Source organism: Pseudomonas sp. YA1, from assembly GCF_058680555.1.
The window spans coordinates 61,901-85,376 of sequence record NZ_JBZWBG010000003.1; the positions used below are offsets into that span (position 1 = coordinate 61,901).

Genomic DNA, 23,476 nt, shown 5'->3' on the forward strand with positions numbered 1-23,476 from the left:
CGATACCCGACCATGTACACCCTGGCCCGCCAGCTGCTGTTCAAACTGTCCCCGGAAACCTCCCACGAACTGTCCATCGACCTGATCGGGGCCGGCGGTCGCCTGGGCCTGAACCGCCTGCTGACGCCCGAGCCGGCCAGCCTGCCGGTCTCTGTGCTAGGCCTGGAGTTTCCCAATCCGGTGGGGCTGGCCGCGGGCCTGGACAAGAACGGCGACGCCATCGACGGGTTCGGCCAGCTCGGTTTCGGCTTCATCGAGATCGGCACCGTCACTCCGCGACCGCAGCCGGGCAATCCCAAGCCGCGCCTGTTCCGCCTGCCGCAAGCCAACGCGATCATCAATCGCATGGGCTTCAACAACCACGGCGTCGACCACCTGCTGGCACGGGTGCGCGCGGCGAAGTATCGCGGCGTACTGGGGATCAACATCGGCAAGAACTTCGATACCCCGGTGGAGCGCGCGGTCGACGACTACCTGATCTGCCTGGACAAGGTCTACGCCGACGCCAGCTACGTCACCGTCAACGTCAGCTCGCCGAACACGCCCGGCCTACGCAGCCTGCAGTTCGGCGATTCGCTCAAGCAACTGCTGGAGGCACTGCGCCAGCGCCAGGAAGCGCTGGCGCTGCGGCATGGCCGGCGGGTACCGCTGGCGATCAAGATCGCCCCGGACATGACCGACGAAGAGACCGCGCTGGTCGCCGCGGCGCTGGTCGAGGCGGGGATGGACGCGGTGATCGCGACCAATACCACTCTCGGCCGCGAAGGCGTGGAAGGCCTGCCGCATGGCGACGAGGCGGGTGGCCTGTCCGGCGCGCCGGTGCGGGAGAAGAGCACGCACACGGTGAAGGTGCTGGCCGGCGAACTGGGCGGACGGCTGCCGATCATCGCCGCCGGCGGTATCACCGAGGGCGCGCACGCGGCGGAGAAGATCGCCGCCGGGGCGAGCCTGGTGCAGATCTATTCGGGTTTCATCTACAAGGGACCGGCGTTGATCCGCGAAGCGGTGGACGCCATCGCCGCATTGCCGCGGCGGAATTGAAAAGGGCTCCTTGCGGAGCCCTTGGGCTTGCGCCCGCCGCCCGGATGGGGCGTGCCTTGGGGAAATCGGTGCTATCCGTGTTGTCGCTTACACGTGCTGGAGTTGATTGAGACGTTGTAAGCCGGCCGTGCCAGTGAGGCCGTCCCAGTTGTCGCCACGGCCCTCGCGCCAGCCGTTGAGCCAGGACTGCCGCGTCGTAGGATGGGTGAACGGACAAAGATCACGAGATTTACCGGTTATGCCGTTCTGATAACCACGCAAGAAGGCTCTTTCCAACGGATCACGCTTAAGTCTTCTCATAGGGTGTTGCCCTCACTTGTTGACTGTTATGTCCCGTTGGCCCCCAGGGGAGGCCTGGCGAAGCTTTCGCCGAAAGGGGTCGTTGCCGGCGTGACGACCCTCGCCCGACACCGTTGCGGTGGCGGATTAACTGGAGTTCTAACCAAAGCGTTCAGGCGTGTGAATGACCGATTTGTCATAAAGACTTAACGCTTTCGTCGATAGGGCCATATGTTGCAGGCTCATGACGCCTGGTTTCCGGCGCTAACGCCGCAGGGTCGCGGGGTTGCGCCTTATAACGATTTGCACCCCCACCAATTGAGATTTCCTCGCATTCCGACGAAGGGTCGCCCAGACTGCGACTCGGGGTCGCAGCGAGCAACGCCGGGAGCGTTCCGGCAATCGAACCACGGCACCTGGTGCCAAAGAAGTGCCCATGAGGGTGCTTCCACTGACAAGGGCTACGGCCCGGGAAGGCGATATGGCTGATGTTTACGAATTGTTTCTGACCTGCCCGAAAGGCCTGGAAAGCCTGCTCCTCGAAGAGGCGCAGGGGCTCGGCCTGGACGAGGCGCGCGCCCAGGTGTCGGCGGTGCGCGGGCAGGGCAGCCTGGAGGTGGCCTATCGCCTCTGCCTGTGGTCGCGCCTGGCCAACCGGGTCTTGCTGGTGCTGGCGCGATTCCCGGTGGAGAACGCCGAGTCCATGTACATGGCGGTCCACGCGGTGAACTGGGAAGACCACCTGGACGCCGGCGGCACGCTGGCGGTGGAGTTCAGCGGCAAGGGCTCGGGCATCGACAACACCCATTTCGGGGCGCTGAAGGTCAAGGATGCGATCGTCGACAACCTGCGCGAGCGCTCCGGCCGACGCCCGTCGGTGGACAAGGTCAATCCGGACGTGCGCGTCCACCTGCACCTCGACCGCGGCCAGGCGACCCTTTCCCTGGACCTCTCCGGGCATAGCCTGCACCAGCGCGGCTATCGTCTGCAGCAGGGCGCCGCGCCGCTGAAGGAGAACCTGGCGGCGGCGGTGTTGATCCGTGCCGGCTGGCCGAAGATCGCCGCCGAGGGCGGTGCCCTGGCCGACCCGATGTGTGGCGTCGGCACCTTCCTGGTCGAGGCGGCGCTGATGGCTGCCGATATCGCGCCGAACCTCAAGCGCGAGCGCTGGGGCTTCAGCAATTGGCTGGGGCACGTGCCGGCGCTGTGGCGCAAGCTCCACGAGGAAGCCCAGCAGCGCGCGGCGGCCGGCCTGGCCAGGCCGCCGTTGTGGATTCGCGGCTACGAGGCCGATCCGCGCCTGATCCAGCCGGCGCGCAACAATATCGAGCGTGCCGGAGTGGCCGACTGGGTGAAGATCTACCAGGGCGAACTGGCGACTTTCGAGCCGCGCCCGGACAAGGGCCAGACCGGCCTGGTGATCTGCAACCCGCCCTATGGCGAGCGCCTCGGCGACGAGGCCAGCCTGCTGTATCTCTACCAGAACCTCGGCGAGCGCCTGCGCCAGAGCTGCATCGGCTGGAGCGCCGGGGTGTTCACCGGGGCGCCGGAACTGGGCAAGCGCATGGGTATCCGCAGCCATAAGCAATACGCGTTCTGGAACGGCGCGCTGGCCTGCAAGCTGCTGATGATCCAGGTCGAGCCGCGCCAGTTCGTCACCGGCGAGCGTGGCGAACGCAACGACGAAGGCCTGGCGCGGGCGCCGAGCGAGCCGGCACGGCTGAGCGAGGGCGGGCAGATGTTCGCCAATCGCCTGCAGAAGAACCTCCGGCAACTGGGCAAATGGGCGCGCCGCGACAAGATCGAGTGCTATCGCCTGTATGACGCCGACATGCCGGAGTATGCCCTGGCGGTGGATATCTACGGCGATTGGGTTCACGTCCAGGAGTACGCCGCGCCCAAGTCGATCGATCCGGCAAAAGCCCAGGCGCGCCTGTTCGACGCCCTGGCGGCGATTCCGCAGACCCTGGGCGTTGCCCAGGAGCGGGTGGTGGTCAAGCGCCGCGAGCGCCAGGCCGGCAAGAAGCAGTACGAACGGCAGAGCAGCGAGGGCAAGTTCCTCGAGGTGGGCGAGGGCGATGTGCGCCTGCTGGTGAACCTGACCGATTACTTGGATACCGGGTTGTTCCTCGATCACCGGCCGATGCGCCTGCGCATCCAGAAGGAGGCGGCCGGCAAGCGCTTCCTCAACCTGTTCTGCTATACCGCCACGGCCACCGTGCATGCGGCCAGGGGCGGCGCGCGCAGCACCACCAGCGTCGACCTGTCGAAGACCTACCTGGACTGGGCGCGGCGCAACCTGTCGCTCAACGGCTTTTCCGACAAGCAGCGCCTGGTGCACGGCGACGTGATGGAGTGGTTGCGGGAAGACGATGGCCAGTACGAACTGATCTTCATCGACCCGCCGACCTTCTCCAACTCCAAGCGCATGGAAGGCGTATTCGACGTGCAGCGCGACCACGTCGAACTGCTCGACCTGGCCATGGCGCGGCTGGCGCCGGGCGGAGTGCTGTATTTCTCCAACAACTTCCGCAAGTTCGAACTGGACGAGAGCGTGCAGGCCCGCTATGCGGTCGAAGAGATCACCGGCGAAACCCTCGATCCGGATTTCGCGCGTAATCCGAAGATCCATCGGGCCTGGAGAATCACCGTTCGCTGAGGCGAGCGGTATTCATGCAAAAGGCCGCCGGCGGGCAACCGCTGGCGGCCTTTTTCGTACCGCGCCTTATTTCCGCGCGTGCAGGCTCAGCAGTACCTGGTCGAGGATCGCCGAAGCGCCCCACGGCCGCGGGCTGTTGAGGATCGCCACCACCACCCAGTTGTGGCCGCTGGCGTCGCGGCTGAAGCCGGCGAGGGCGCGCACGGTGTTGAGGGTGCCGGTCTTCACGTGCGCCTCGCCGACCAGTGCGGTGCGCCGCAGGCGTTTGCGCATGGTGCCGTCGAGGCCCGCCAGCGGCAGCGAGGAGATGTACTCCGCTGCATAGGGGCTGTGCCAGGCGGCTTGCAGCATCGCCGCCATCTCACGGGCGCTGACCCGTTCCTGGCGCGACAGTCCCGAGCCGTTCTCCATCACCAGGCGCGGCGCGGTGATGCCCTTGCGCGCCAGCCACTGCCGCACCACCCGCTGCGCGGCCTGGGCGTCGTCGCCGTCGGCGCTGTTGCGGAACTGCGCGCCGATGGAGAGGAACAACTGCCGGGCCATGGTGTTGTTACTGTATTTGTTGATGTCGCGGATGATCTCGACCAGGTCTGGCGAGAAGGCCTTGGCGATCAGCGTGGCGTTGCGCGGTACGCTGCCCTGGCGGTCCTTGCCGAGGATGCTGCCGCCCAGTTCCTGCCAGATGCCGCGCACCGCGCCGGCGGTGTAGCCGGGGTGGTCGAGCAGCGACATGTAGGTCTGCGCGCTACAGCCCTGGGGAATCTGTCCGGTGGCCAGCAGGGTGGTGCCGTCGAACTGGGTCACCGGGCTGAAGCGCAGCTTCGGCCAGGCCGGGCAGGTGGCCGGCGCGGTCATCTTCACCTGGTTGTCGATGCGTACGTTGGCCAGCGGCGGGTCCATCTGCACGTTGACCTTGTTGCCGTCGGTGCGCACCACCATGCGCACGCTCTTCAGGTTGACCAGCAGCGAGTCCGGACCGACCAGGAACGGCTTGGTGTCGTCGCCGCCGTCGTCGTTGAATACCGGCAACTGCGGGATGTTGAAGTAGCTGCGGTCGAGTACCAGGTCACCTGTGACCTTGGTCACGCCATTGGCGCGCAGGTCGCGCATCAGCAGCCAGAGCTTCTCCATGTTCAGTTTCGGATCGCCGCCGCCCTTGAGGTAGAGGTTGCCGTTGAGCACTCCGTTCTTGAGCTGGCCGTCGGTGTAGAACTCGGTCTTCCACTGGTAGGTCGGGCCGAGCATTTCCAGGGCGGCATAGGTGGTGAACAGCTTCATGGTCGAGGCCGGGTTCACCGATACGTCGGCGTTGTAGTAGGTGGGGTTGCCCGGGCCGTCGAGCGGAATCAGCACCAGCGACAGATCGTTGCCGGTCAGCTTGTTAGTCTGCAGGGCTTTCTGCACGTTGGCCGGCAGGGTGGCGTTGACCTGGGCGAGGGTGGGAAGGGCGAAAGGCAGGAGCGTGGCGAAGGCAAGAGTACGCAGCGACTTGAACATTAATGAAGAACCCTTGAAGACGGAGGGTAGAAAATGAAATGAAGATGAAAAACGAAGCGAACCTGAAAAAAGAGACGGGCATCACGCGAAGAGGCCGTCTTGCTCATTATGCCGCAAGGCGGATAACGATGCGCTGGAGTTTCGCGGAGTTCGCCGTCATATCGCCGAATGGTCGGAACTGGTAGAGTGCGCCGGCAATCCGGCCGCGCCGCGCGGAGCTTGCCGGGGTTCGCCCGCGGCTCCAGCGGCGTCGGCTACTGTCTGTAATGCGAGGCTCCGCCAATGGAGCGTCAATCCAGGAGATGCCGCCATGGCTACTAATCGTTCCCGCCGCCTGCGCAAGAAATTGTGCGTCGATGAATTCCAGGAGCTGGGTTTCGAATTGAACTTCCACTACAAGGAAGGCGTGGATGCCGATGCGGTGAACGCTTTCATGTTGCGCTTCATCGATCAGGCGATCGAAGCCAACGAACTGACCTATGGCGGCTGCGACGAATTCGGTTTCGTCTGCCTGGCGCGCCGTGGCTCGGTCAATGAAGAGCAGCGGGCCCTGATCGAGGCCTGGTTGAAGCAGCAACCGGAACTGGCCAGCGTCGAGGTCGGCGCGTTGGTCGACGCCTGGTACCCGGAACAGCCTGTCCTGCCGAAGCTCTAAGCGATAGCGCCGCCATCCCGCCCGAGGATGGCGGTCGCGTCTTCCCTCCCTTTCAATCCTGCTCCGGCGCTATCTGGCCCGGCGCCCGTCGTGCTTCCCTTTGCCCTGCCGAAGGCATGTCGGCGGCTTGTGGCCGTACATGCGGATAGCATTACTCCGAAGCCCCTGACGAACTATTCAACTCGCTCTGGCAGATAACGAGCCGGGAGAGCGCGTATATATGCGGGTGTTTTTCATGCAGATAACCAGGCCAATTGCTTGGCAATATACGAGGTTTTGAATTCGCCGTAAGAAATAAATTAAGTTTCCGTGAGAATATTCCTTAAAGTATATGAGTTGCCATCGAATATCTCGACAATATGGCTCCCGTCTATATCTTGCTCAGGAGAATTTTTTCTGAATTTTTATTGGCAAGGAAATCAGACAATGAGCCGTATCCTGATAGTCGACGATCATCCCGTGATTCGCATGGCCATGAAGATGTTGCTGGAAGCCGAAGGGCACCAGATCGTCGGCGATACCGATAATGGCGTGGATGCCATCAGCCTCGGGCGGGAGCTGAAGCCGGACCTGGTCATCCTCGATATCGGCATTCCCAGGCTGGACGGCCTCGAGGTCATCAGCCGCCTGATGGTGCTGGCGTTGCCCCTGAAGATCCTCGTCCTGACCGGCCAGAGCGCCTCGCTCTTCGCCCTGCGCAGCATGCAGGCGGGCGCCGCCGGGTTCGTCTGCAAGCAGGGCGGACTGGCCGAACTGGTGACGGCGGTGAATGCGGTCGCCTCGGGATACAGTTACTTTCCCAGCTCGGCCATGCGTCCTGTGCAACAGGGCGCCTATTCCGACGATGTGGAATTGCTCGGACGCCTGTCCGATCGCGAAGTATCGGTATTGCAATACCTCAGCCAGGGTTATTCGAACAAGCAGATATCCGAGCAGATGTTTATCAGCAACAAGACCGTCAGCACTTACAAGGCGCGCTTGTTGTTGAAGTTGAACGCCGGCTCGCTGGTGGATCTCATCGAGTTCGCCAAACGCAATACGCTTATCTAAGGGCCGGAACCGAATGAAGTTCCAGAAACGCAGTACGTGCATGCTCGGCCTGCTTCTCATATTCGCCTGCATGGCGGGATATGCCGTTCCGGCGAGGGCGACGGCTGGCGAATATGCTTCCATGCTCCGGATTCCCGCTCCGGATCGTCCGGGGGACGCCGATGTGGTCGACGAAGCGCCGCTACGCCAGGCTGCCGACGGGCTGCGCTCGCCATCCCCTTCCAGCCTGGTGCTCGGCCTGCTGGTGGCCTGCCTGGTCTGCGTCGGATGCCTGGGCTGGAATACCGTCCTGCAGCTCAGGCTCAGGCGTTGGCAACGTACCGAAGCCGACCTGAGCGGCCGCCTGGCATTGAAGCAGGCGCTGGTCGACGGGATTCCCTACCCGGTGAGCATCCGCACGCTCGACGGTCGCCTGCTGGCCTGCAACCGCAATTACCTGGAAAGCCTGCGGATGACCCGTGAGCAGGCCCGCGGCACCCTGTTGACCGATTCCGACTGGGTCGAGGGCAGCAAGGCACGGCTCATGCACCAGCAGTGCCTGGCGGTGGCTCGGGGAGGAACGGCGAGCTTCACCGACATGGCGGTGCGCATCGGCGGGCAATTGCTGGAGATCCACCATTGGGTCACGCCCTACAGGGATCGCCAGGGCCGGGTGCTCGGCCTGATGAACGGCTGGATCGACATCACCGAACGGGAGCGCCTGGCCCGCCAGTTGCGCGAGGCGATGCGCCAGGCGGACGAGGCGAATCGGGCGAAGAGCGTCTTCCTGGCGACCATGAGCCACGAGATCCGTACGCCGATGAATGCGGTCATCGGCATCCTCGAACTGGTCCTGCAGCGCCTGGCGCCGGAGCAGCGCGAACGCGCCTCGCTGGAGGTCGCCTACGAGGCTGCGGGGTCGCTGCAACTGCTCATCGGCGACATCCTCGACGTCGCCAAGATCGAGTCCGGCCACCTGACCCTCACGCCCGAGCGGGTTCGCCTGCGCCATGTCGTGGAGTCGGTGCGCCGCATGTTCGAAGGCCAGGCCCGGCAGAAGGGCCTGAGGCTCGTTCTGGAACTGGACGATGCCCCGGGACGGGACGTGCTGATCGATCCCCTGCGCTTCAAGCAGGTGCTCTCCAACCTGGTGAGCAATGCGATCAAGTTCACCGAGCGGGGACAGGTGACGATCCGTCTCCAGGAAAGGAACCTGGACGAGGGGAGGGCGATCGTCCGGGTGGACGTGGAGGATTCCGGTATCGGTATCGCTCCGGCGGACCAGGCGCGCCTGTTCCAGCCTTTCATCCAGGTGGCCAAGGGACGCACGGTGCAGGGCGGGACCGGCCTTGGGCTGGCGATCTGTCGGAAGTTGGTGGACCTCATGGGCGGCGATGTCGAGATGCACAGCGAGCCGGGCAAAGGCACCCGGGTGTCGCTCGACCTGCTATTGCGCCAGTGCGGGCCGAAAATGCCTGAATCCGGCCAGGACCCGCTGGCAGCATCCATGGAGCCGTCTCGCCGCCTGCATATCCTCATCGCCGACGACTATCCGCCCAACCGGGTACTGCTGCGCCAGCAACTGGAATTTCTCGGCCACCGGGTGGCGGAAGCGGAGGATGGCCAGGTGGCGCTGGAACTCTGGGCCGACGAGCGCTTCGAGGTGCTGATCAGCGACTGCAACATGCCGCGCCTGAACGGCTATCAGCTGGCACGCAGGATACGCATCCAGGAACGGTGCGAGCGGCGCGCGCCGATCCTGATCCTCGGCTATACCGCCGACGCCGAGCCGGACGAGGTACAGCGCTGTCGCGACGCGGGCATGGATGATTGCCTGTTCAAGCCGCTCGGCCTGGAGACCCTGCGCAACTACCTCGCGACCTCTTTCGGTCGCGACGCCGCGCAGCCCCGGGGGCTCTATGACGCGGCCGCTCTCAGCAGCCTCGGCGGCGGCCGCCCGGAACGGCTGCGCGAACTGCTGGAGACCCTGCTAGGCAGCAACCGTCAGGACCTCCAGCGCCTTGCCATCCTCCTGCGCGAGGGCGACAGGACCCGGCTCGCCGAGCATGCCCACCGCATCAAGGGCGCCGCGCGGATGATCGGGGCGCGTACCCTGCTGGAGGCTTGCGAGGCCTTGGAGGACGCCTGCCGGCGAGGTGGCGACGGGGAGTGCCTGCAGGCGCCTGGCGAAAGACTCCGGCTGGCCCTGGAGGCGTTGCAGGAGGAGCTCCAGGAGCAGTTGGCGGCCGCTGCGGTATGAGCCCTTCCGTTCAGGAGGGGCTCGAGCGTCCGGTCATTTCCCGGGCCATTTCCGTGGCGTAGCTGTCGGTCATGCCGGCGATGAAATCGATCACCTGGAGAAAGGCGCGGTACAGCGGCCACTGCGGGTCGGGCGCGTTGCGTCCGAGCAGGTCGAGGATGCGCCGGTTCTTGAACGACGGCGTATGCCCGCCGTATTGCTCGAGCGCGGCGCCACAGAAGGCGTTGAGGAGGATCTCCAGAGTGGTGTAGGCGCCGATCTCGTGGAGGGTCTTGCGCTTGTCCTGAAAGATCTTTTCCCGCGCGATGGCCTTGGCCCGCTGCACGCAGAGCTTGGCCGGGCCGTGCATGTGTTCCACCAGGTCGCCGGCAAGCTGCCCGGCGAGCAGGGCCTGCTGCTGGTCGACGAAGGCACGGGCGGCGGCATTGGTCAGGTGCTCGATGGCCTTGCCGCGGAGGATCGCCAGTTTACGCCGGCGGGAGTCTCTGGGGCCGAGTTGGCGATAGGTGTCGGGCAGGTCGTCGCCGACCAGGCCGAGCAACAGCGCCTCGACCTCGCTGTATTCGAGCAGCTCCATTTCCAGGCCGTCTTCGAGGTCGATCAGGCCGTAGCAGATGTCGTCCGCCGCTTCCATCAGGTAGACCAGCGGATGGCGAGCCCAGCGCTCGTCGTCGAGTTGCGGCATGCCGAGCTTATGGGTGATCTGCTCGAGCAGCGGCAGTTCGCTCTGGTAGCAGCCGAACTTGTGCTTCTTGTAGCCCAGCGCTTCGGCGTGGCGCGAGGTCCAGGGGTACTTCAGGTAGGTGCCCAGGGTTGCGTAGGTCAACCGCGTGCCGCCGTCGAACTGGTGGTATTCCAGTTGGGTGAGGACCCGGAAGCCCTGGGCGTTGCCTTCGAAGTGGAGAAAGTCGGAACGCTCGGCGTCGCTCATTTCGTCCAGCCAGCCACGTCCGGCGGCTTGCTGGAACCAGTTGCGGATCGCGTCTTCGCCGGAGTGCCCGAACGGTGGGTTGCCGATGTCGTGGGCCAGGCAGGCCGACTGGACGATGACCCCGAGGTCGCTGGGGTCGCACCACTCGGGTAGTTCCTCGCGGAGGATCTCGCCGACCCGCATGCCCAGCGAGCGGCCGACGCAGGCGACTTCCAGGGAGTGGGTCAGGCGGGTGTGGATGTGATCGTTGCTGGAGACCGGATGGACCTGGGTCTTGCGTCCGAGGCGGCGAAACGCGCCGGAGAAGATGATCCGGTCATGGTCCTTGTGGAAGGCGCTGCGGCCCAGTTCATCGTTGCTGTGTACCGGCTTTCCGAGCCGTTCGCGGGTGAGCAGGGTCTGCCAGTCCATCGGGAATTCCAGGGATGCGCTGAGGCGATGCGGACACGCTAACGGTTTGCCTCGGCAAGCTCAATCGTCGCGTTGGGGAAACGGAGGGCGCCGACCGCTGCCGGTCGGCGCATCCTTCAACGGCCTTTCTGCTTGCGCAGGCCGAGCAACAGCGGGGCCAGGGCGACGCCCAGGCGCAGCAGACGCTGCCAGCGCCCGCCCTTGCCAAGCAGTACGCCCAGCAGTGCGGCTCCGCCGGCGCCCCAGAGCGCCGCATTGCCACCGCCGAACAGTTGCTGGCTGAGGTTGTGGCCCAGCCCCTGGGCCTGGCGGAAGGGTTGCACCAGCAGTTGGCTTTCGCGGCGCAATTGCTGGCGCTGCATTTCCAGGCGCAGGCGGATCACCGCCTTGCGCAATTCGCGACGCGACAGGCCGGTCGCGTTCACCGGTAGTTGGCTCATGCGCGTTTCCTTGTCATGGCAGCAGTCGCTCGCGGTCGTTGGCCAGTTCTTCCAGGGTGGCGCTGAACGGCGAGCTTTCGTCGTTGATCGACTGGTACAGGCGCCAGCCGCAGAACAGCGAGCCGATCACGTAGAACAGGCACAACCCGAGCGCCGCTGCGAGCCGGTTGGTGTCCCAGAACACGATCAGCACCAGCAGCGACAGGCCGACCAGCAGGAGCAGGGCGAATACCAGGGCCAGCCCGGCGAACAGCAGCAGGCGCAGGGTGTTGGCCTTCTGTTCCTGCAGCTCGATGCCGAACAGCTCGACGTGACCGTGCAACAGGCCGAGGAAGGCGGCGCCGAAGCGCCGCAGGGAGGGGCGGCCGTCCGCCGGGTCCTTTCCTTCGCTCATGGCTCAGCGCCGGCTGACCAACAGGCCAAGCAGGAAGCCGACGCCGGCGGCGATGCCGATGCTCTGCCAGGGGTGTTCGCCGACGTACACCTCGGTGGCGTCCACCGCGGCCTGGCTGCGTTCGCGGACGTTGTCCTTCAGCGAGTCCTTGGTGTCGCGCAAGGTATCGCGAGCGCGCTTGAGGCTGTCGTGGATCTTGCCGCGGATTTCTTCCGCCTGGTCGCCCGCCACGTCGGCGGTGCTTTGCAGGAGTTTCTCGGTATCGGCGACCAGTGCCTGGAATTCAGCCAACAGTTCATCCTTTGCAGCGTTTGCAGTGGTCTTGCGGGGCATGACGAGCTCCTCTGGTCATGGGGTGTGTTTTTTTCGAGCCGAGCGCGGGGCGGAAGGTTCAACCGATGGGTAATTTCCGCGCGTTGCCGGTCGCTCCCGGCGCTCCTTTCATTAAAGACTGCCACAGCGTGCCTGTCGGCGCGGCTGCGGCGAGATGACGCCCATCCGGCTGCCTCGTAACGGGGCGCGAACTGGTATGGCGCTTGCAATTCCCTGGTGCGCACGTCGGCCGGAATGCCCCTTGCGAGGGCGCCAGGCGCTCCCGGAGGGTACTTCGGGATGAACGTCCAACCCAATGAAAATCAAGGAAAGTCCGGGAGCTTTCCATGCTGCCTCAGGCACCTTGCGAAACGTCCGCCGAAGAAAAGCGGCGGTTCGCACGACGACTACTGCTTCGTCATGGTGCGTTGAAGGACGGGCGTGGGCGTTTCTGGTGCTTTCTCTCTACGCGCGAAGGCTGCCTCAATCCATGGATAACCTGAATAGTGCGGTGCAAGTCCTGATCCACGGCTCCAATACCCTGTTCATCCTGCTCGGAGCGGTGATGGTGCTGGCGATGCACGCCGGCTTCGCCTTCCTCGAGGTGGGCACCGTGCGCCTGAAGAACCAGGTCAACGCCTTGTCGAAGATCCTGTCCGACTTCGCCATCTCGGCGCTGGCCTATTTCTTCGTCGGCTACTGGATCGCCTACGGCGTGACCTTCTTCCACCCGGCAGCGGCGCTGACCGTGGACAGTGGCTATGCGCTGGTGAAGTTCTTCTTCCTGCTGACCTTCGCCGCGGCAATCCCGGCGATCATCTCCGGCGGCATCGCCGAGCGTGCCCGGTTCGGCCCGCAGTTGTGCGCCACGGCGCTGATCGTGGCCTTCGTGTACCCGTTCTTCGAAGGCTTGGTGTGGAACGGCAATTTCGGCTTGCAGGAATGGCTGAAGTTGGAGTTCGGCGCACCTTTCCACGATTTCGCCGGCTCCGTGGTGGTGCATGCGCTGGGCGGCTGGCTGGCATTGGCGGCGGTGCTATTGCTGGGCAGCCGCAACGGCCGCTATCGCGACGGCAAGCTGGTGGCGATGGCGCCGTCGAGCATCCCGTTCCTGGCACTGGGGTCGTGGATCCTGATCATCGGCTGGTTCGGCTTCAACGTGATGAGCGCCCAGACCCTCGCTGGGGTCAGCGGGCTGGTGGCGGTCAACTCCTTGCTGGCGATGGTTGGCGGCACCATGGCGTCGCTGCTGATCGGCCGCAACGACCCGGGTTTCCTGCACAACGGTCCGCTGGCCGGGTTGGTGGCGGTGTGCGCCGGTTCCGACCTGATGCATCCGATCGGCGCGCTGGCTACCGGCCTGGTGGCGGGGGCCCTGTTCGTCTGGGCGTTCACCGCGACCCAGGTGCGCTGGAAGATCGACGACGTCCTCGGTGTCTGGCCGTTGCACGGTCTTTGCGGGGTCTGGGGCGGGATTGCCTGCGGCATCTTTGGCCAGCAGGCATTGGGTGGGCTCGGCGGGGTGAGCCTGGCCAGCCAGGCGCTCGGCAGCCTGCTGGGGGTGACGGTGGCTTTCGCCGGCGGCCTGTTGGTCTATGGGCTGATGAAGGCGCTGCTGGGCATCCGCTTGAGCCAGGAGGAGGAGTACTACGGCGCGGACCTGTCGATCCACAAGATCGGCGCGATCAGCCACGAATGAGGGGGCGGACTTCCTTGGTCCGGCGGGGTATCGGCGGATAACGCCCCAGGCGCTATCCGTCCTGCACGTTGCGAGCGAGGCATCCCGCCATGAAAGAGGCCACCCAAGGGTGGCCTCTTCGTTCTGCCGCGGGGCTCTGGGGAGGGGCGGATGGCCGTAGCGCGGCTATCCGCGGGGCCTGCCGTTACCAGAGCGGCAGCGTGTAGCTGACGATCAGGCGATTTTCGTCGTAGTCGTTGGTGTAGTTGGTGCGCATGGTCGCGTTGCGCCACTTCACCCCGAGGTTCTTCAACGGGCCGCTCTGGAACACGTAGGCGATGTCCATGTCGCGTTCCCATTCCTTGCCTTCGCCCGAGGTGGTCAGCAGGTCGATGTTGTCGCCCTTGACGTAGCGGGTCATGAAGGTCAGGCCGGGAATGCCGACGCCGGCGAAGTTGTAGTCGTAGCGCGCCTGCCAGGATTTCTCGTCCTTGTTGGCGAAGTCGCCGATCTGGATGAAGTTCACCAGGTAGGGGTCGGCGCCGTTGATGTAGGCGAAGCCGGTGTCGCCGCTCATCTTCTGGTAGCCGACGCCGAAGGCGTGGTAGCCGAGGCTGTAGGTGAACATGGCGTTGAGCGCCTTGTTGTCGACGTTGCTGGAGCCGTCGTCGGTGGAGCGCGCCCAGCGGATGTCGGATTTCAGCGACTGCTTGTCGGCGATCGGCAGGGTGTGCACCAGGCCGAGGTAATGCTGCTTGTAGAAGTTGTCGAGCTTGCCGTAGTGGTAGCTGGTGCTGAGGTTGTCGGTCCACTTGTAGCTGCCGCCGGCGAAGTCGAACTTGTCCGAAGTCAGCCCGGAACGGACCACGATGTTGCGCTTGCCGCCACCGGTGATGGTCATGTCCTCGTTGTCCGAGGAGTCGCGCTGGTTGACCTTCTTCAGGCGCCCCGCGTCGAGGGTCAGGCCGTCGATCTCCATGGAGTTCAGCGCGCCGCCCTGGAAGGTCTGTGGCAGCAGGCGGCTGTCGTTGGGCATGATCACCGGCAGCTTGGGGGTCAGGGTGCCGATCTTCAGGGTGCTCTTCGACGCCCGCAGCTTGGCGGTGATCCCTGCCTCGCCATAGTCGTCCTGGGCGCGGCCGGTCTCGCGGTCGCGCTTGAGCAGGCCGGTGCCGCTGCGGTCGGGGCTGGAGTCGAGCTTCACCCCGAGCAGGCCGATGGCGTCGACGCCGAAACCGATGGTGCCCTCGGTGTAGCCGGACTCGTAGCGCAGGAGGAAGCCCTGGGCCCATTCCTCGGCCTTGGACTGGCTGGCGCCTTCCTGGCGGAAATCACGGTTGAAGTAGAAGTTGCGGAGTTCGATGCTGGCCTTGCTGTCCTTGATGAACTCGGCATGGGCCAGGGTTGGGACGGTAATGCTGGAACCCAGCGCGGCAAAAGCCACGGCACGGGCGATCGGGGTCATGCTCATTGTTATTGTCTCCTCGAGCGCTTGGGGCAGGCCGATGGCGGCGGCGTGACGCCACGTCGGCCTGTGACAGCCCGGTTACTTAAGCACTACAGGAAGACGGCCACTGTTAGACATTAGTCGAGGGTGGCCGCGAATTGGCACGAACCCTGTCTAGGACGGGCTTTCCCGCTATTCCAGCCAGTGCGGGAAGTAGCCCAGGGCGGCCTGGACCCGCGCATCGTGCGCCGGAATCACGCTCAGGCGCGGGTCGCTGCGGAGCAGCAGGCGGATCTTCGCCAGTTGCGCGAGGGTGCGCGCGGGATCGCGATCGACCAGGGCGCGGCCGGCGAAGAATTTCTGCCGTGGGCCTTCGACGCCTTCGAGTCGCCAACTGGTGTCGCCGCTGAAGAACAGCCGGCGCCCGCTGTCGAGGGTGACGAACAGACCGACTGAGCCGGGCGTATGGCCGGGCAGGGGGACCAGCACCAGGCGGCCGTCGCCAAACAGGTCGAGGCTTTCGTCGAAGCCCATGAACGGCTGCGGATCGAAGCTGTAAGGTCGCCAGCGCACGCCATGGCGGAATTGGCTGGGGAAGGCGGCCGGCGGGGTGGCGATGCGGCTGAAGGCGATCTCCTCGTAGGGTGCCCAGACCGGTACTTCGGGGAAGTCGACCAGGCCCGAGGCGTGATCCCAGTGTGCGTGGGACAGCAGGATGCGATCGACGCGGATACCGGCTGCGTCCAGTTGGTCGCGCGCCGGGACGACTTTCTGGTAAGCGAACAGCGGCGCCGCCCACCAGGGCATGTCGGCGCGGAACTGGGCGTCGATGTCGCGCCCCAGGCCAGTGTCGAAGAGCAGGGTGGCGGCATGGTGCTCGATCAGCACCGCGGTATGGCTGAGCGGCACCCGGCGCACCCAGGAGCCGCCGTCGACGGTGAGCGCATCGAGGGTTTCCACTCCCGAGGTGCGCAACAGGGCGACTCGCATTTCCGCCGCCTGCACCGGCAGGACGAGGAGGGCGATCAACAACGAGGCAAGGCGATACAGGAAAGGCATCAAGATTCACCGGCAGGAAGAAAAGGGGATGGCTGGGGCTCGCCGAATGCCAGCGGCAGGCGGCCGCGCCGCCAGCGCCAGCCTGCGGGGCGCAACGCCAGCAGGCGCTCGGCGCCGGCGGGCCAGGGGATGGATGGCTGCGAACCCGGCCAGAACAGCTCGGCCTCGGCGTGCAGGTGCAGCAGGTCGCCGTTGTCGAAATCGATGAACAGGAGGCCGCAGCGAGGCTCTTGGAGCAGGTTGCCGAGGGTATTGAACAGGCGGTTGCCGGCGTAGTCGGGCAACCACAGGCGGCCATCCGCGCCGAGCCGGAGAAAGCCCGGCGGCCCGCCCCGATGGGAGACGTCGACGCCGCCCCTGAGCGGGTCGGCATGCTGGCTGGCGATGAACAGCGTATCGCTGCGCGAGACCAGCGACAGCCAGCGCGGATCGAGTCCTTCGCCCTGCAACGCGGGACTTGCGATCCTGGAGACGGGCTGATGGCTGCGCGCCTGGATGTACTTGGGACAGTTGCCGAAGGACTGCTCGACGCCGACCGTGAAACCCTTTCCGTCCCGCGCCAGGACCCGTCCATTCATGCGGTTGCGGCGGCGGGTCGGCCATTCCAGGCCGAGGATGCCGAGGCGGGTGCCGGCCTCGAGATTGGCCGCCAGCGGATCGTCCGCTTGCGGCAGGCTGTCGATGCGCAGGCGGGTCGGTTCCGGCGAACGGGCGAAGCCGGGGGGGCCCCAGAGCACCGAGGCGCTGGGGTAGCCGTCGGCGTCGAGGCTGCCCACCAGCGACAGCGGTAGCAGGGCGAAGAACTCCCGATGCTGGTCCGGCATGAAGGTGCGGATCGCGCGGCTGCCGAAGCCGGCGACCTGTTCGCGAACGCCGGCGCGTTCCTGGATCGCCAGTTCGCCGGCGTGGAAGGGGCTCTGTTCCTGGCTCATGCTGCCTCCTGTCGAGCTACAGGCCGGGCATCGGGATGTAGCCGGGCAGCGCGCGGATGCGGGCGATCCAGGCGTTCAGCGCCGGGTAGTGGTCCAGCGCCAGGCCGCCCTCGGGGGCGAGGGCCAGGTAGGGGTAGATGGCCACGTCGGCGATGCTCGGCTGTTCGCCCTGGGCCAGCCAGCGATGCTCGGCCAGGTGCCGCTCGACCAGGCGCAGCACTTCCAGGCCTCGCTGGTGGGTCTGCTCGCGATCCAGCGGCAGGTCGAAGCGGGCGATCAGCCGGGCGCTGGCCGGACCGTTCTGCACCTCGTTGGCCGAATAGCTGAGCCAGTAGGCGATTCGGCCTTGGCTGACGGGGTCGAGCGGATACCACACGGGATCGGCATGGCGCCGCGCCAGATAGACGAGGATGGCATGGGAGTCGCCCAGTTGCAGGTCGCCGTCCTCCAGTACCGGGATCTGCCCGCGGGGATTCATGCGGAGGAAGGCCTGGGTCTTGTGCTCGCGGTTGAGGAGGTCGACCGTCCGCAGCGTCGCCTCGCGGCCGATGAGGGAGAGGAACAGGCGGACCTTGTAGGCGTTGCCGGAGAGATCCAGGTCATGGAGTTTCATCTGAGGGTTCCAGGCGGGTATTGGTGTCTGGATATTAGACAGACAGGTCTGTATATTTCAAGGCACGCGTTCGCCTTTTTCCGTCGGTATTCGTCCGGGGAGCGACGCAGAGCGGTTCAAGGGGGCGGCAGGGTCGCGCATAATGGGCCGCTCAGGAGGCTTTCCATGACATCCCGCAAACGCGAGCAACTGCTCAGCACCGCCGTCGACCTGTTCTATCGCGAGGGTTACCACGCCACCGGCATCGACCGCATCCTGGCCGAATCCGGCGTGGCGAAGATGACGCTGTACAAACACTTTCGCTCGAAGGACGAACTGATCATGGCCGCCCTGGAGGTGCGTCGGCAGCGTACCGCCGAACGCATGCTCGAAGCCGAGGCGCGGTTGCAGCCGCGCGCGGCGATCCTGGCGGTGTTCGATGGTCTGCAGGAGTTTCTCCAGGACGAGGCGTTCCGTGGCTGTGCCTTCATCCATGCCGCCGCCGAGTTCCATGAGCGCTCGCATCCGATCCACCGCCAGGCGGCCGAGCAAAAGGCCTTCGTCGAAGCCTACTTCCAGCGCCAGCTGGAGCGCCTGGGCGTGCGTTCGGCGGCACTGCTTGCGCGGCAGTTGCAATACCTGATGGAGGGCGCCCTGGTGATGGCGCACATCCACGGGCCGGCGGACCAGGCCCGCGAGGCCCGGCAGGCGGCCGAAAGTCTGTTGCAGGTCGCTGGCATCTGAGCGCGGGTGCTACCATCGCCGCGAAACACTGCACAGGTCCTTTCGATGCCCCCGGAATGCCAACTCTTCGGAACCCTCGGTTGCCACCTCTGCGAAGTCGCGGAGGCGGTGCTGATGCCCTTCGTCGAACATGGCCTGCTGGTCGAACTGGTGGACATCGCCGACGACGAAGCCTGGGTCGAGCGCTATGGCCTGCGGATCCCGGTGCTGCGCCGCTGCGACAATGGCGCCGAGCTGAACTGGCCGTTCGAGGCCGAGCAGGTCGCAGCCTTCCTCAGCCGCTGATGCCTATTCATTCGCGCTAAGCGCGGCACCGCTGGTAACCCCGCGCGCTATGCGCAAACCGGACTGCGTTCCGCTTCCTTCCCCCATGCCGCGCGGTGCCTGGCTTCGGCGATGCTGGCGAAGCGATGCATAGGCGTTTCTCAATGGTTTTCATAGCCTGAGCCTATTGGCTCGGCAGGCTGCGTTCGGCTAGGCCTAAGGGCGATGGATAAACCCTGAGTTCCCTTCAGGACTGACTGGAAACAGCCGGGAACCCGCGTGGCGCAGGACGCGTCGCAGGTCGTTCGGTCCGCTGTCGCGGACCGCCGGGGTGTGGGGTCGGGACGACGAGGCTCGGCGTTTCCTCATAACGAAAGAGGACGCCTGATGAAAACGCCCGCCTGGACGCGCCATGCCCTCTGGGTCATGCCGTTCGCCCTGGGGCTGCAATCCGCCGTGGTCGCGGGGGATGAGCAGCCAAGCAAGACTTCCAGCTATTCGCCGGTGGTGATCAACGAGGACTTCGCCACCATCATGAAGCGCATGACGGCGAACAAGCCGTCGATCGAGCAGGCCCACAAGACGCTTCTCGAGCAGCGTTACGATCTCAGCGACAGGCCGGCCAAGGGTGCCAGCATGACGCGCGGCAAGCCGCTGCAGGAAGGGGTCCGGGTGAAGCTGCCGGCCGGCACCAGCTGGGAGGAGCTGGCCAGGCTGAGCCCCGAGGAAATCCGCAAGCAGGGGCTGTTCCCCGGTGGCTTCCTGCCGCTGCCACACCCCAACCATGCCGAAGGCGGGATGGTCTTTCCCAAGTTCCTCATCGACGAGATCAAGCGCCAGGAAAGCCGCGACCTGACCCGTTTCGACCTCGACTACGACCTGCCGGACCACTTCCTGCCGGAATTCCCGGCACCGATGTTCCTTACCACCCGGCCTGACCTGGGCGATGTGTCCAAGGGCAAGCTGGTGACCATCGACAACTATTTCGAGCTGTTCAACGGGATTCTCAATCCCAAGCAGCTGGAAGGGCTGCGCCTGCTGCTAACGGCCTTTCCGCAGCAGCAGTTCAACCTCACCGACGATCGCCGTAGCGAGCATCCGAGCCGCGGCGTGGCCTGCTTCGACTGCCATGCGAACGGCCACACCAATGCCGCTACCCACCTGGCCGGCGACGTGCGCCCGCAACCGTTCCGCCACCGCATCGACACGCCGACGCTGCGCGGGGTGAACATCCAGCGGCTGTTCGGCTCGCAGAGGGCGCTGAAGACCGTCGAGGACTTCACCGAGTTCGAGCAGCGCGCCGCCTACTTCGACGGCGATCCGGTAATCGCCACCAAGAAGGGGGTGAACGTGCTCGAGCGTGGCAGTCAGGTGCATTTCATGGGTGAGTTCCAGGCGCTGCTGGACTTCCCCCCGGCACCGAAGCTGGATGTGGAGGGGCGGCTCGATCCGGGCAAGGCCAGCGAGCAGGAATTGCGTGGCGAAAAGCTGTTCTACGGCAAGGCGGCCTGCGCCGGGTGTCATGCGCCGCCTTACTTCACCGACAACCTGATGCACAACCTGAAGGTGGAGCGCTTCTACGATCCGAAACTGGTCAATGGCGTGATGGCGTCCGCCGACGGGCCGATCAAGACCTTCCCGTTGCGCGGGATCAAGGATTCGCCGCCGTACCTGCACGACGACCGCCTGCTGACCCTGGAGGACACGGTGGAGTTCTTCAACCTGGTGCTGGAGCGCAAGCTGTCCGCGGAAGAGAAGGGCGACCTGGTGGCCTACCTGCGTACCCTGTGAGAAAGACCGAATCGCAGGCAATAAAAAACCCGCCGTTGAGGCGGGTTTTTCGGGATATGGTCGGAGCGACTGGATTCGAACCAGCGACCTTCTCGTCCCGAACGAGACGCGCTACCAAGCTGCGCTACGCTCCGTTTTGTTGGGGCGCATTCTACAGAAAAAGTTTTGGTACACAAGGGGTTAGATGAACTTTTTTTCGAGCCCCGGTTTCCCCGGGCGGAAAAGCAAAGACCCCGTCGCTCGTTCGAGTCGACGGGGTCTTCAGGAAAACCTGTTACGCGACGGTATCAGAGTTCCTTGACGGTGCGGACCTGGTCCTTGTTCACGCGGGCGCGCTTGCCGTCGAGCTGTTCGAACTCGTAGAAGCCGGAATCCTCGTCATAGGAAGGGGTGTCTACGGCCTGGATTTCACGTCCGTCGTTGAGGGTGATCACGGTAGGGCTGGAACAACCCGCGAGGGCGCCGAGGCCTACGGCGAGGAGGAGGGCGGGTAGCATCCGCTTGATCATTGCGCAGTTCTCCTGTGCGGTCAGACTTTGAAGTTACGAGTTTCTGACAGACGAGTTCTAGGAAGAGTTCCCCCCTAAAAACGAGTGTTCCCCCCACCTTCGAGAAAATTCGACTCGACGTCCCTTCCGTTTTACTTCAGTTCGCGGTGATTAGCCAACAGCTCGGGGGTGTTCAGGTTGGCCAGCCGCGGATCGCCCGCGGCCAGCTCGATGGCCTCCGCGCCAAGCGGCAACAGGACGTGGCGTGGGCTACGGTCGCCCTGGCGCCAGGCGTGTTCTATCTCTTCGGCCAGGTGCGTCGGGATCAGGCTGAACAGCGGTTCCCACTGGCCGCCGCAGCGCAGCATCCAGGGGCGCGCCGGTGTGCGGCCGGCGGCCTGCAGCAGGGTTTCCAGCAAGGCGCGGTCGATGCGCGGCGCGTCGCAGGGCAGCACCAGCAGCCAGGGATGCCGGGCCACCGCCAGGCCGGCGCGGATGCCGGCGAGCGGGCCGGGGAAGTCTCGGCTGTCGTCGCTCACCAGGCGGTCGGCATAGGCCGCATAGCGTTCCTGGTTGCGGTTGCAGGAGACGATCAGGTCATCGGTGAGCGGGCGCACCAGGCGATGCAGGTGGGCGATCAGGGGCAGGCCCTGCCACTCGATCAGGCCCTTGTCGCGACCGCCCATGCGCTGGCCGCGGCCTCCCGCCAGGAGAAGGATGGAGCAGGGGGGCAGGGCGCTATCGGGCATCTGGGGTCTCCGTGTCGGGCCTGTGATATAACACCGCGATCACGTCCACAAGCAAGGGCCAACCCCATGAGCCACAAGGCCGAAACGGCATTCGTGCCGTTGAACATCGCCGTCCTGACCGTCAGCGATACCCGTACCCTGGAAACCGATACCTCAGGCCAGTTGTTCGTCGACCGCCTGACCGAGGCCGGGCACAACCTGGCCGCTCGCGTGCTGCTGAAGGATGACCTGTACCGGATCCGCGCACAGGTCGCGACCTGGATCGCCGAGGACAGCGTGCAGGTCGTGCTGATCACCGGCGGCACCGGTTTCACCGGCCGCGACAGCACCCCGGAAGCGGTGGCCTGCCTGCTGGACAAGCAGGTGGACGGCTTCGGCGAGCTGTTCCGGCAGATTTCGCTGGCCGACATCGGTACCTCCACCATTCAGTCGCGGGCCCTGGCCGGGCTTTCCAACGGTACCCTGGTCTGTTGCCTGCCGGGCTCCACCAATGCCTGCCGCACTGCCTGGGAAGGCATCCTCGTCGAGCAACTGGACGCCCGTCATCGCCCGTGCAACTTCGTCCCGCACCTGAAACAGGCGGCGCCCTGCGAGAGCCGCGGGTGAGCGGCTGCTGCGAACAGCCGGGGCTGATGCCGGTCGAGACGGCGCTGGAACGGCTCCTCGAACTGGCCGCGCAAACGCCTATCGATACGTGTGAGCAGGTGCCCCTGGAGCAGGCTGGCGGCCGCGTGCTGGCGGTCGACCTGCTGGCCGGCCTGGACCTGCCGCCGTGGCCAAACAGCGCCATGGACGGCTACGCCTTGCGCCTCGCCGACTGGAACGGCGAGCCACTGCCGGTCAGCCAGAAGATCTTTGCCGGACAGGCGCCGGAGCCGCTGCAAGCGGGTACCTGTGCGCGGATCTTCACCGGTGCGCCGCTGCCGGAAGGCGCCGATCTGGTAGAGATGCAGGAAAACGCCGAAGCGCTCGACGATGGCCGCGTGCGCTTCACCCAGCCGTTGCGCGCGGGCCAGCATGTGCGCCCGCGTGGTCAGGAAATCCGCCAGGGCGACCTGGTCCTGCCGGCAGGCACGCGCCTGCGCTCCATCGAACTGGGGCTGGCGGCTTCGCTCGGCTGCGCGGCCCTGGAGATGCGACGCAAGCCGCGGGTGGCGCTGCTGTCCACCGGCGACGAGCTGGTCGAGGCGGGCCAGCCGCTGCAGGCCGGGCAGATCTACAACAGCAACCGTCCGTTGCTCAAGGATTGGCTGCAACGCCTGGGCTGCGACGTGCTCGACGCCGGTATCCTTCCCGACGACCTGGCACGTACCCGCGAGCGCCTGGCCGGGTTGGCCGGGGTGGACCTTATCCTTTCCACTGGTGGCGTATCGGTGGGCGAGGCCGACTTCCTCGGCATGGCGCTGCGCGAAGCCGGCGAGCTGACCCTCTGGAAGCTGGCGATAAAACCCGGCAAGCCGCTGACCGTCGGCCAGTTCCAGGGCATCCCGGTGATCGGCCTGCCGGGCAATCCGGCTTCGACCCTGGTCACCTTCGCCCTGCTGGCGCGTCCCTACCTGCTGCGCCGGCTCGGCGTGGCGCAGGTCGCGCCGCTGCGGGTGGAGGTACCGGCCGGCTTCGCCTGGACCAAGGCGGGGCAGCGTCGCGAGTACCTGCGTGGTCGCCTGGAGCAGGGCCGCGCGGTGCTCTATCCGAACCAGAGTTCCGGGGTACTGCGCAGCGCTTCCTGGGCCGAGGGGCTGGTGGAGGTCCGCGAGGGACGTACCCTCGTGGAAGGCGAGGGCGTGGCGTTCATTCCGCTGAGCGAACTGCTCGACTGAGCCG

Annotated in this window: 23 protein-coding genes and 1 tRNA gene; 11 read left to right on the forward strand and 13 right to left on the reverse strand. The window is 65.5% G+C overall.

The genetic code is table 11. The features are described from left to right. Window positions 1–12: 12 nt before the first annotated feature. On the forward strand, window positions 13–1,041 hold the full coding sequence (locus tag AC4OR5_RS04570; RefSeq protein ID WP_003138558.1) for a quinone-dependent dihydroorotate dehydrogenase: 1,029 nt from the start codon (window positions 13–15) through the stop codon (window positions 1,039–1,041). An 87-nt stretch (window positions 1,042–1,128) separates the two neighbouring features. Here the strand turns inward: AC4OR5_RS04570 and rmf are convergent, their stop codons facing one another. Further along, window positions 1,129–1,341 (reverse strand): ribosome modulation factor, encoded by a 213-nt coding sequence (gene rmf, locus AC4OR5_RS04575; RefSeq protein WP_003103238.1) that lies wholly within the window; start codon window positions 1,339–1,341, stop codon window positions 1,129–1,131. A 460-nt stretch (window positions 1,342–1,801) separates the two neighbouring features. On the opposite strand from rmf, the gene rlmKL reads away from it, so the two are divergent. After that, window positions 1,802–3,979 (forward strand): bifunctional 23S rRNA (guanine(2069)-N(7))-methyltransferase RlmK/23S rRNA (guanine(2445)-N(2))-methyltransferase RlmL, encoded by a 2,178-nt coding sequence (gene rlmKL, locus AC4OR5_RS04580; RefSeq protein ID WP_023085401.1) that lies wholly within the window; start codon window positions 1,802–1,804, stop codon window positions 3,977–3,979. 66 nt (window positions 3,980–4,045) lie between these two features. On the opposite strand, the gene dacB is transcribed toward rlmKL, so the two are convergent. Beyond that, complete coding sequence (gene dacB / locus AC4OR5_RS04585; RefSeq protein ID WP_003091272.1) at window positions 4,046–5,476, reverse strand: D-alanyl-D-alanine carboxypeptidase/D-alanyl-D-alanine endopeptidase; 1,431 nt, start codon at window positions 5,474–5,476, stop codon at window positions 4,046–4,048. Between the two features lie 310 nt (window positions 5,477–5,786). Here dacB and AC4OR5_RS04590 point away from each other — a divergent pair, with 310 nt between their 5' ends. From AC4OR5_RS04590 to AC4OR5_RS04600, 3 genes are all read left to right on the forward strand, one after another. Then, window positions 5,787–6,131 carry a YggL 50S ribosome-binding family protein gene (locus AC4OR5_RS04590; RefSeq protein WP_003091271.1) on the forward strand — a complete coding sequence of 115 codons (345 nt, stop codon included), beginning with the start codon at window positions 5,787–5,789 and terminating at the stop codon, window positions 6,129–6,131. 426 nt (window positions 6,132–6,557) lie between these two features. Then, window positions 6,558–7,181 (forward strand): response regulator transcription factor, encoded by a 624-nt coding sequence (locus tag AC4OR5_RS04595; protein WP_003091268.1) that lies wholly within the window; start codon window positions 6,558–6,560, stop codon window positions 7,179–7,181. 13 nt (window positions 7,182–7,194) lie between these two features. Next, window positions 7,195–9,420, forward strand: a complete 2,226-nt coding sequence (locus tag AC4OR5_RS04600; protein WP_058160233.1) for an ATP-binding protein — start codon at window positions 7,195–7,197, stop codon at window positions 9,418–9,420. Between the two features lie 10 nt (window positions 9,421–9,430). On the opposite strand, the gene AC4OR5_RS04605 is transcribed toward AC4OR5_RS04600, so the two are convergent. The 4 genes from AC4OR5_RS04605 to AC4OR5_RS04620 all read right to left on the reverse strand — a co-directional run bounded on the left by AC4OR5_RS04605 (window position 9,431) and on the right by AC4OR5_RS04620 (window position 11,929). Continuing rightward, a complete protein-coding gene (locus tag AC4OR5_RS04605) occupies window positions 9,431–10,762 on the reverse strand; it encodes a deoxyguanosinetriphosphate triphosphohydrolase (protein ID WP_003091265.1) in 1,332 nt (443 codons plus the stop codon). A gap of 116 nt (window positions 10,763–10,878) precedes the next feature. Further along, window positions 10,879–11,202 carry a hypothetical protein gene (locus tag AC4OR5_RS04610; protein WP_003103249.1) on the reverse strand — a complete coding sequence of 108 codons (324 nt, stop codon included), beginning with the start codon at window positions 11,200–11,202 and terminating at the stop codon, window positions 10,879–10,881. Window positions 11,203–11,215: 13 nt separating this feature from the next. After that, window positions 11,216–11,596, reverse strand: a complete 381-nt coding sequence (locus AC4OR5_RS04615) for a phage holin family protein (RefSeq protein ID WP_003091263.1) — start codon at window positions 11,594–11,596, stop codon at window positions 11,216–11,218. 3 nt (window positions 11,597–11,599) lie between these two features. Next, window positions 11,600–11,929: an ElaB/YgaM/YqjD family protein gene (locus AC4OR5_RS04620; protein ID WP_003091262.1), complete on the reverse strand. Its 330-nt coding sequence runs from the start codon at window positions 11,927–11,929 to the stop codon at window positions 11,600–11,602. Window positions 11,930–12,398: 469 nt separating this feature from the next. Between AC4OR5_RS04620 and AC4OR5_RS04625 the strand changes: the two genes are divergently transcribed. Continuing rightward, window positions 12,399–13,607, forward strand: a complete 1,209-nt coding sequence (locus AC4OR5_RS04625; protein WP_003091258.1) for an ammonium transporter — start codon at window positions 12,399–12,401, stop codon at window positions 13,605–13,607. Between the two features lie 184 nt (window positions 13,608–13,791). Here AC4OR5_RS04625 and opdQ read toward each other — a convergent pair whose 3' ends face one another. The 4 genes from opdQ to AC4OR5_RS04645 all read right to left on the reverse strand — a co-directional run bounded on the left by opdQ (window position 13,792) and on the right by AC4OR5_RS04645 (window position 17,637). Then, window positions 13,792–15,057 carry a porin OpdQ gene (gene opdQ, locus AC4OR5_RS04630; protein WP_003091257.1) on the reverse strand — a complete coding sequence of 422 codons (1,266 nt, stop codon included), beginning with the start codon at window positions 15,055–15,057 and terminating at the stop codon, window positions 13,792–13,794. Window positions 15,058–15,225: 168 nt separating this feature from the next. Then, window positions 15,226–16,092, reverse strand: a complete 867-nt coding sequence (locus AC4OR5_RS04635; protein ID WP_003109616.1) for an MBL fold metallo-hydrolase — start codon at window positions 16,090–16,092, stop codon at window positions 15,226–15,228. After that, the gene (locus AC4OR5_RS04640) at window positions 16,092–17,024 is read right to left on the reverse strand and encodes a pyridoxamine 5'-phosphate oxidase family protein (protein ID WP_116271252.1); all 933 of its coding nucleotides are present in this window, start codon (window positions 17,022–17,024) and stop codon (window positions 16,092–16,094) included. Before AC4OR5_RS04640 ends, AC4OR5_RS04635 begins: the two co-directional genes overlap by 1 nt. A gap of 16 nt (window positions 17,025–17,040) precedes the next feature. Further along, complete coding sequence (locus tag AC4OR5_RS04645; RefSeq protein WP_058160232.1) at window positions 17,041–17,637, reverse strand: glutathione S-transferase family protein; 597 nt, start codon at window positions 17,635–17,637, stop codon at window positions 17,041–17,043. 165 nt (window positions 17,638–17,802) lie between these two features. Here AC4OR5_RS04645 and AC4OR5_RS04650 point away from each other — a divergent pair, with 165 nt between their 5' ends. The 3 genes from AC4OR5_RS04650 (at window position 17,803) to AC4OR5_RS04660 (ending at window position 20,415) form a co-directional block, all read left to right on the forward strand. Then, on the forward strand, window positions 17,803–18,360 hold the full coding sequence (locus tag AC4OR5_RS04650; protein ID WP_003109619.1) for a TetR/AcrR family transcriptional regulator: 558 nt from the start codon (window positions 17,803–17,805) through the stop codon (window positions 18,358–18,360). Between the two features lie 45 nt (window positions 18,361–18,405). Continuing rightward, a complete protein-coding gene (locus AC4OR5_RS04655) occupies window positions 18,406–18,645 on the forward strand; it encodes a glutaredoxin family protein (RefSeq protein ID WP_003109620.1) in 240 nt (79 codons plus the stop codon). A 366-nt stretch (window positions 18,646–19,011) separates the two neighbouring features. Beyond that, window positions 19,012–20,415 carry a cytochrome c Snr1 gene (locus tag AC4OR5_RS04660; protein ID WP_023099405.1) on the forward strand — a complete coding sequence of 468 codons (1,404 nt, stop codon included), beginning with the start codon at window positions 19,012–19,014 and terminating at the stop codon, window positions 20,413–20,415. A 57-nt stretch (window positions 20,416–20,472) separates the two neighbouring features. On the opposite strand, the gene AC4OR5_RS04665 is transcribed toward AC4OR5_RS04660, so the two are convergent. The 3 genes from AC4OR5_RS04665 to mobA all read right to left on the reverse strand — a co-directional run bounded on the left by AC4OR5_RS04665 (window position 20,473) and on the right by mobA (window position 21,652). After that, a tRNA-Pro gene (locus tag AC4OR5_RS04665) sits at window positions 20,473–20,549 on the reverse strand. A 153-nt stretch (window positions 20,550–20,702) separates the two neighbouring features. After that, window positions 20,703–20,924: a YgdI/YgdR family lipoprotein gene (locus AC4OR5_RS04670; RefSeq protein ID WP_003091247.1), complete on the reverse strand. Its 222-nt coding sequence runs from the start codon at window positions 20,922–20,924 to the stop codon at window positions 20,703–20,705. 131 nt (window positions 20,925–21,055) lie between these two features. After that, window positions 21,056–21,652 (reverse strand): molybdenum cofactor guanylyltransferase MobA, encoded by a 597-nt coding sequence (gene mobA / locus AC4OR5_RS04675; protein WP_003109495.1) that lies wholly within the window; start codon window positions 21,650–21,652, stop codon window positions 21,056–21,058. 66 nt (window positions 21,653–21,718) lie between these two features. Between mobA and moaB the strand changes: the two genes are divergently transcribed. Together moaB and AC4OR5_RS04685 are read left to right on the forward strand one after the other, a co-directional pair. Continuing rightward, a complete protein-coding gene (gene moaB, locus AC4OR5_RS04680; RefSeq protein ID WP_003091240.1) occupies window positions 21,719–22,258 on the forward strand; it encodes a molybdenum cofactor biosynthesis protein B in 540 nt (179 codons plus the stop codon). Next, window positions 22,255–23,472: a molybdopterin molybdotransferase MoeA gene (locus AC4OR5_RS04685; RefSeq protein WP_079992416.1), complete on the forward strand. Its 1,218-nt coding sequence runs from the start codon at window positions 22,255–22,257 to the stop codon at window positions 23,470–23,472. The genes moaB and AC4OR5_RS04685 overlap by 4 nt, the downstream gene beginning before the upstream one ends. Window positions 23,473–23,476: the final 4 nt, after the last annotated feature.